Origin of the sequence: Burkholderia sp. LMG 13014 (assembly GCF_905232215.1) — a bacterium.
Classification (GTDB): Bacteria; Pseudomonadota; Gammaproteobacteria; order Burkholderiales; family Burkholderiaceae; genus Burkholderia.
In genome coordinates, this window is record NZ_CAJNKE010000282.1 from 1 (window position 1) to 7,573 (window position 7,573).

Genomic DNA, 7,573 nt, shown 5'->3' on the forward strand with positions numbered 1-7,573 from the left:
GGCGCTGACGCCGGACGAGCTCGCCCGTATCGCGCGCAACAAGCTCGACCTAGCGGCCGAATACGTCGAGCTGGGCGACCTGTCCGGCGCGCGGACGCTGCTGCAGGAAGTGGTGGACGCGAACGACGCCGCGACGCGCGACGATGCGCGCGCGCTGCTCGCGAAACTGGCGGACGAGGCGTGATGCGGATCGCGCTCGGCATTCAGTACGACGGCGCGGCGTTCTGCGGCTGGCAGGCGCAGCCGCACGGCAAGACCGTGCAGGATCGGCTCGAGCACGCGCTGGCCGAGTTCGCGCGCGTGCCGCTGCATACGACGGTGGCCGGGCGGACCGACACGGGCGTGCACGGGCTCGGGCAGGTCGTGCACTTCGATACCGACCTCGATCGCGAGGTGTTCTCGTGGGTGCGCGGCACCAATGCGTTCCTGCCGCCGACCGTGTCGGTGCAATGGGCGAAGCCGATGCCGGACACGTTCCACGCGCGCTTCTCGGCGTTCGAGCGCACGTATTACTACACGCTGTACGTGCATCCCGTGCGCTCGCCGATGCTGGCGGGGCGCGCGGGCTGGATCCATACGCCGCTCGACGACGATGCGATGCGTGCTGCCGCCGCGCACCTGATCGGCGAGCACGACTTCTCGTCGTTCCGCTCGTCGGAATGCCAGTCGAAGACGCCGGTCAAACACCTGTACCAGATCGACGTGCGGCGTGTGGGTCATTTCATTCATTTCCGCTTCCGCGCCAACGCGTTCCTGCACCACATGGTGCGCAACCTGATGGGCTGCCTCGTCGCGGTCGGTCGTGGCCGCTATCCGGCCGACTGGCTCGCCGACGTGCTGGCCGGGCGCGACCGCAAACTTGCGGCGCCCACGTTCATGGCCGACGGGCTGTATCTCGCCCACGTCGGCTACCCGGCGGAATTCGCCGTCCCGCCCGCGCAGCTCGGCAGCGTGCCGTGGAGCAGCGTCTGGGCCGATCTGGACCCTCAATCATGACGGATCACGCCGTGTCTCCTACGATTCCCGCCGCGGCCGGCCTGCCGCCGCGCACGCGCATCAAGCTGTGCGGGCTGTCGAAGCCCGAGGACGTGCTGCACGCGGCCGCGCTCGGCGCGGACGCGATCGGCCTCGTGTTCTACCCGAAGAGCCCGCGCGCGGTGACGATCGCGCAGGCGGCCGAGCTGGCCCGCCTCGCGCCGCCGTTCGTGTCGGTGGTCGGTTTGTTCGTGAATGCGACCGAAGCGGAGCTCGAGGCCGTCGTGCGCGACGTGCCGCTCACGCTGCTGCAGTTTCATGGCGACGAGACGCCCGAGCAGTGCGACGCGCTTGGCCGCGCGGCACGCCTGCCGTGGTTGCGCGCGGTGCGCGTCGGCCCCTCGACGCAATCGGCCGATTTGGTAGAATCGGGTCTTCATTATTCGAAAGCGCGCGGCCTCCTGTTCGACACCCTGGTGCCGGATTACGGTGGTAGCGGCAAGGTCTTCGATTGGTCTCTTATTCCCGCAGAGCTCGCGCATCGGGCCGTTTTGAGTGGTGGCTTGAGCGCGCAAAACGTCGGTGATGCGATTCGCCAGTTGCGCCCGTTTGCTGTCGATGTCTCGAGTGGCATCGAAGTGGAGGGCGCGAAGGGCGTGAAGGATCACGCCCGGATGGCGGCGTTCGTACGCGCGGTGCGCGAAGCGGACGCCCGGTGATGCAAGCCGGTGCAGCGCCGAAAGCGGGGCGCACCGACCGATCGAGAGAGACACCATGTACAACCTTCCTGATGACCGCGGCCACTTCGGCCCGTATGGCGGCACGTTCGTCGCCGAGACGCTGATTCACGCGCTGGACGAGCTGCGCGCGGCGTATGAAAAATTCCAGAACGATCCCGATTTCGTCGCCGAATTCGAGCGCGAGCTGAAGCATTTCGTCGGCCGTCCGTCGCCGATCTATCACGCGCAGCGCTGGAGCGAAACGCTCGGCGGCGCGCAGATCTACCTGAAGCGCGAAGACCTGAACCACACGGGCGCGCACAAGATCAACAACGTGATCGGCCAGGCGCTGCTCGCGAAGCGCATGGGCAAGAAGCGCGTGATCGCCGAGACGGGCGCCGGCCAGCACGGTGTCGCGACCGCGACGATCTGCGCGCGCTTCGGGATGGAGTGCGTCGTCTACATGGGTTCGGAAGACGTGCGCCGCCAGGCCGCGAACGTCTACCGGATGAAGCTGCTCGGCGCGACGGTCGTGCCGGTCGAATCGGGTTCGCGCACGCTGAAGGACGCGCTGAACGAAGCGATGCGCGACTGGGTCACGAACATCGAGAATACGTTCTACATCATCGGCACGGTCGCGGGCCCGCACCCGTACCCGATGATGGTGCGCGACTTCCAGCGCGTGATCGGCGACGAGTGCAAGGTGCAGATGCCGGAAATGACCGGCCGGCAGCCCGACGCGGTGATCGCCTGCGTGGGCGGCGGCTCGAACGCGATGGGCATCTTCTATCCGTACATCGACGATACCTCGGTGCAGCTGATCGGCGTCGAAGCGGCCGGCGACGGCCTCGACACGGGCCATCACGCGGCATCGCTGATCGCCGGCAGCCCGGGCGTGCTGCACGGCAACCGTACCTACCTGCTGCAGGACGACAACGGCCAGATCATCGAGACGCATTCGGTGTCGGCGGGCCTCGACTATCCGGGCGTCGGCCCCGAGCATGCGTGGCTGAAGGACAGCGGCCGCGCGCAGTACGTCGGCATCACCGACGAGGAAGCGCTGAAGGCGTTCCATGACTGCTGCCGGATCGAGGGGATCATTCCCGCGCTCGAGTCGAGCCACGCGATTGCATATGGCGTGAAGCTCGCGCCGACGTTGCCGAAGGACAAGATCCTGCTCGTCAACCTGTCGGGCCGCGGCGACAAGGACATGCACACGGTCGCCGAGCGATCGGGCATCGAGCTCTGACCCCGACCGATGCGTGACCTGATCGAAGAACCGGGCGGCGGTGCCGCGAGCGAGGCGGCGGCGGTTCAGCCCGCCGCTGCCGAGCCGCGCGCGCTGCCGTCCGGTATCGAACTGCATAACCGCGATTTCCTGACCCATGCCGCGCACCTGCCGGATGCGTCGATCGACCTGATCGTCGCCGATCCGCCGTACGGGCTCGGCAAGGACTACGGCAACGACTCGGACAAGCGTTCGGGCGACGACTTTCTCGCGTGGACGCGCGAGTGGCTCGAGCTCGCGATTCCGAAGCTGAAGCCGAGCGGGTCGATGTACATCTTCTGCACGTGGCAGTACGCGCCGGAAATCTTCAGTTTCCTGAAGACGCAACTCACGATGGTCAACGAGATCATCTGGGACCGACGCGTGCCGAGCATGGGCGGCACGACGCGCCGTTTCACGTCGGTGCACGACAACATCGGCTTTTTCGCGGTTTCCAAGGCGTATTACTTCGATCTCGATCCGGTCCGCATCCCGTACGACGCCGACACGAAGAAGGCCCGCTCGCGCAAGCTGTTCGAAGGCAGCAAGTGGTTGGAGATGGGCTACAACCCGAAGGACGTCTGGTCGGTCTCGCGCCTGCACCGGCAGCACGCGGAGCGCGTCGATCATCCGACCCAGAAGCCGCTGGAAATCATCGAGCGGATGGTGCTCGCAAGCTGCCCGCCGGGCGGCCGCGTGCTCGATCCGTTCATGGGCAGCGGCACGACCGCGGTGGCCTGCGCACGGCAGGGGCGCGACTTCGTCGGCTACGAGATCAACGAAAGTTATTGCGCGATCGCGCATGAGCGCGTGAACGCGCTCGCTGCGCCGGCGTGCGCGTGAATCGCGCCGCCCGTGTCGCCGATCGCTGCTTTGCATGGGACCGGAGTAAGCGCTAAAGCGCTAACTCCGGTCGACAAAGGAAAATTGCCATGAATCGTATCCAACAGACCTTCGCCGCACTCGCCGAACAAGGCCGTAAGGGCCTGATCCCGTTCATCACGGCCGGCGACCCCGATCCGGCCAAGACCGTCGAATTCATGCACGCGCTCGCCGAAGGCGGCGCGGACGTGATCGAACTCGGCGTGCCGTTCTCGGACCCGATGGCCGACGGTCCCGTGATCCAGCGCTCGTCGGAACGCGCGCTCGCGCGCGGCGTCACGCTGAAGAGCGTGCTCGCCGACGTGAAGCGCTTTCGCGAAACCGACCCCAAAACCCCCGTCGTGCTGATGGGCTATGCGAACCCGATCGAGCGGATGGGCGTCGACACGTTCGCGGCCGAAGCCCAGGCGGCCGGGGTCGACGGCGTGCTCGTCGTCGACTACCCGCCGGAAGAGGCGGGCGTGTTCGCCGAGAAAATGCGCGCCGCGCAGATCGATCCGATCTTCCTGCTCGCGCCCACGTCGACCGACGAACGCATCGCCGACGTCGGCAAGATCGCGAGCGGCTACGTGTATTACGTGTCGCTCAAGGGCGTGACCGGCGCAGGAAATCTGGATGTTTCGAGCATTGCGGGTAAAATCCCGGCCATCAAGTCGCGCGTGCCGGTTCCGGTAGGTGTCGGCTTCGGTATCCGCGACGCCGAAACGGCGCGCGCGGTGGCCGAAGTGTCGGACGCCGTCGTGATCGGCAGCCGCCTCGTGCAGCTGCTCGAAAGCGCTGCGCCGGAGGGAGCGGCCACCGCGCTGAAGACTTTCATTGCCGAGCTGCGCGCCGCCCTGGACGGCGCGGGCAAGACGGCGCGATAAACACAACACAGGAAGCGGGAGCGGGCCAGTCGGCCCGGCCCGCCACGGAACAGGAAACCATACGATGAGCTGGCTCGACAAACTGTTGCCGCCGAAGATCAAGCAGACCGACCCGAAAAGCCGCAAGGGCATTCCGGAAGGCCTGTGGGTCAAGTGCCCGTCCTGCGAGGCCGTGCTGTACCGCAACGACGTGGACGCGAACCTGCACGTGTGCCCGAAGTGCGATCACCACATGCGCATCGGTGCGCGTGAGCGTCTCGACGGGCTGCTCGATCCGGAAGGCCGCTACGAGATCGGCCAGGAAATCGTGCCGGTCGACACGCTGAAGTTCAAGGACAGCCGCAAGTATCCCGATCGTCTGAAGGAAGCGATGGAGGACACGGGCGAAACCGACGCGATGGTCGTGATGGGCGGTGCGATCCACACGCTGCCGGTGGTCGCGGCCTGCTTCGAGTTCTCGTTCATGGGCGGCTCGATGGGCTCGGTGGTCGGCGAGCGCTTTGCACGCGGCGCGCAGAACGCGCTCGAACAGCAAGTGCCGTTCATCTGCTTCACCGCTTCCGGCGGTGCGCGGATGCAGGAAAGCCTGCTGTCGCTGATGCAGATGGCGAAAACCACCGCGATGCTGACCAAGCTGGCCGAAGCCAAGCTGCCGTTCATCTCGGTGCTGACCGACCCGACGATGGGTGGTGTGTCGGCGAGCTTTGCATTCCTCGGCGACGTCGTGATCGCCGAACCGAAGGCGCTGATCGGCTTCGCCGGCCCGCGCGTGATCGAGCAGACGGTTCGCGAGAAGCTGCCGGAAGGCTTCCAGCGCGCCGAATTCCTGCTGAAGACGGGCGCGATCGACATGATCGTCGACCGCCGCAAGCTGCGCGACGAGATCGCGCAACTGCTCGCGCTGCTGCAGCGTCAGCCGGCCGACGCGCTGGCTTGACCGGCGCAAGGTCGTGAATACTGCGCGTCGCCTGGCTTCAGCGTCAGGCGGCGCGCTTCGTTTTTTGGCGTAGTGGCGGTCCCGATCCAGATTTGAACCGATGAGCACTTTTCCCACTCTCGACGCGTGGCTTTCGCATCTCGAACGCGCGCACCCGGTCGGCATCGACATGGGCCTGACCCGCATCGGGCAGGTCAAAGCGGCGCTGCAGCTCGAATTCGCATGCCCCGTCATCACTGTCGGCGGCACGAACGGCAAGGGCTCGACCTGCGCGTTCCTCGAGACGATCCTCGTGCGCGCCGGTTACAAGGTCGGCTGCCACACGTCGCCGCACCTGCTCGAATTCAACGAGCGCGCGCGTGTGAACGGGCAGAACGTCACCGACGATGAACTGCTGCCGCACTTCGAGGCCATCGAAGCCGCGCGCACGTCGCTGCCCGAGCCGGTGTCGCTCACGTATTTCGAATTCACGACGCTCGCGATCCTGCACCTGTTCGCGTCGCGCGGGCTCGATGCGGTGATCCTCGAAGTCGGCCTCGGCGGCCGGCTCGACGCGGTCAACATCATCGACACCGACTGCGCGATCATCACGAGCATCGACATCGATCACACCGAGTATCTCGGCGACACGCGCGAGAAGATCGCATTCGAGAAGGCCGGGATCTTCCGTCCGGGCAAGCCGGCGGTGTGCGGCGATCCGGCCGCGCCGCAGACGCTGATCGACCATGCGGAAGCGATCGGCGCGGATCTGTGGCTCGTCGGCCGCGATTTCCGCTACGAGGCGCAGGCAGGCGCCGAGCGCCAGCAGTGGAGCTACCTCGGCCGCGAGAAGCGCTATCCGTCGCTCGCGTATCCGGCGCTGCGCGGCGCGAATCAGCTGATCAATGCATCGGCCGCGCTCGCCGCGCTCGAAGCGCTGCGCCCGGTGCTGCCGGTGTCCGCGCAGGACATCCGGCTCGGACTCGCGAACGTCGAGTTGCCGGGGCGCTTCCAGGTGCTGCCGGGCAAGCCGGCGATCGTGCTCGACGTCGCGCACAACCCGCATGCATCGGCCGTGCTCGAGCAGAACCTCGGCAACATGGGCTTCTTCCCGTACACCTACGCGGTGTTCGGCGCGATGCACGACAAGGACATCGACGGCGTGCTGCAGCACCTGAAGGGCGAGATCGACCACTGGTGCGTGACCGACCTGCCGCTGCCGCGCGCGGCCTCCGCGGAGCAGCTCGAAGCCGCGCTGCGCAAGGCCGGCGTGGAGGAGGGGGCCGATTCGAGCGTCACGCGTTACACGTCGCCCGCCGAAGCGTTTCGCGATGCACTAAAAAGAGCATCCGAGAATGATAGAATCGTGGTTTTCGGCAGTTTCCATACGGTTGCCGGCGTGCTGGCCTACCGTAAATCGCAGCAACACTGACTGACGGGCAGTTTCGGACTCAGCCATTCATGGGAATTTTCTCGTTCGGCAAAAAAGACGACGACGCGCCCCAGCGGCGCGGCGGTCGCACCGGGACCTCCCGGAACGTGCGCACGGAGCGCACTGAACGCGTCGAGCGACGCTCGCGCCGCACGGAGCGTCCGGAATCGGACGCCCTGCTCCTCGATCCGACCCTTCCAGAAAAGCAACGCGCACGCCGTCGCCTCGTCGGCGCGATCGCGCTCGTCGTCGCCGCCGTGATCGTGCTGCCGATGGTGCTCGACTCGCACCCGAAGCCGGTAACGGACGACATCGCAATCGACATTCCGAACCGGCCCGCGCACCAGGCGGTCGCACCGCGCGACGATGACGCCTCCGACGTGCAGGCAGGCGTCGCGCACGACGAACCGCCGGCATCCGATGTTGCCGTTGCGGCTGCGCCGGCTCCGGAGCCGAAGGGCGCCGACAAGCCGGCCGCGAAACCCGATACCACGACCACGGCGAGCGTGACGTCAC

The 7,573-nt window shown here is 66.7% G+C and carries 8 protein-coding genes and 1 pseudogene; all 9 read left to right on the top strand.

Translation table 11 applies throughout. The features are described from left to right. Positions 1-184: FimV/HubP family polar landmark protein (locus JYJ84_RS23160; protein WP_275890741.1), on the top strand; the 184-nt coding region annotated here is incomplete at its 5' end. Further along, positions 184-996: a tRNA pseudouridine(38-40) synthase TruA gene (gene truA / locus JYJ84_RS23165; protein ID WP_164462817.1), complete on the top strand. Its 813-nt coding sequence runs from the start codon at positions 184-186 to the stop codon at positions 994-996. The genes JYJ84_RS23160 and truA, both read left to right, overlap by 1 nt. Further along, on the top strand, positions 993-1,694 hold the full coding sequence (locus JYJ84_RS23170) for a phosphoribosylanthranilate isomerase (protein WP_175222906.1): 702 nt from the start codon (positions 993-995) through the stop codon (positions 1,692-1,694). Before truA ends, JYJ84_RS23170 begins: the two co-directional genes overlap by 4 nt. A 55-nt stretch (positions 1,695-1,749) precedes the next feature. Further along, positions 1,750-2,943, top strand: a complete 1,194-nt coding sequence (gene trpB, locus JYJ84_RS23175) for a tryptophan synthase subunit beta (RefSeq protein ID WP_011355719.1) — start codon at positions 1,750-1,752, stop codon at positions 2,941-2,943. A 9-nt stretch (positions 2,944-2,952) separates the two neighbouring features. Further along, positions 2,953-3,804, top strand: a complete 852-nt coding sequence (locus tag JYJ84_RS23180; RefSeq protein ID WP_175222907.1) for a site-specific DNA-methyltransferase — start codon at positions 2,953-2,955, stop codon at positions 3,802-3,804. 89 nt (positions 3,805-3,893) lie between these two features. Continuing rightward, positions 3,894-4,709, top strand: coding sequence for a tryptophan synthase subunit alpha (trpA, locus tag JYJ84_RS23185; RefSeq protein WP_122949231.1), 816 nt, complete (start codon positions 3,894-3,896; stop codon positions 4,707-4,709). A gap of 64 nt (positions 4,710-4,773) precedes the next feature. After that, positions 4,774-5,646: an acetyl-CoA carboxylase, carboxyltransferase subunit beta gene (gene accD / locus JYJ84_RS23190; RefSeq protein ID WP_122949232.1), complete on the top strand. Its 873-nt coding sequence runs from the start codon at positions 4,774-4,776 to the stop codon at positions 5,644-5,646. 100 nt (positions 5,647-5,746) lie between these two features. Further along, on the top strand, positions 5,747-7,057 hold the full coding sequence (folC, locus tag JYJ84_RS23195; protein WP_122949233.1) for a bifunctional tetrahydrofolate synthase/dihydrofolate synthase: 1,311 nt from the start codon (positions 5,747-5,749) through the stop codon (positions 7,055-7,057). Between the two features lie 29 nt (positions 7,058-7,086). Continuing rightward, positions 7,087-7,573, top strand: a pseudogene (locus tag JYJ84_RS23200) (sporulation protein); the annotation flags it as partial.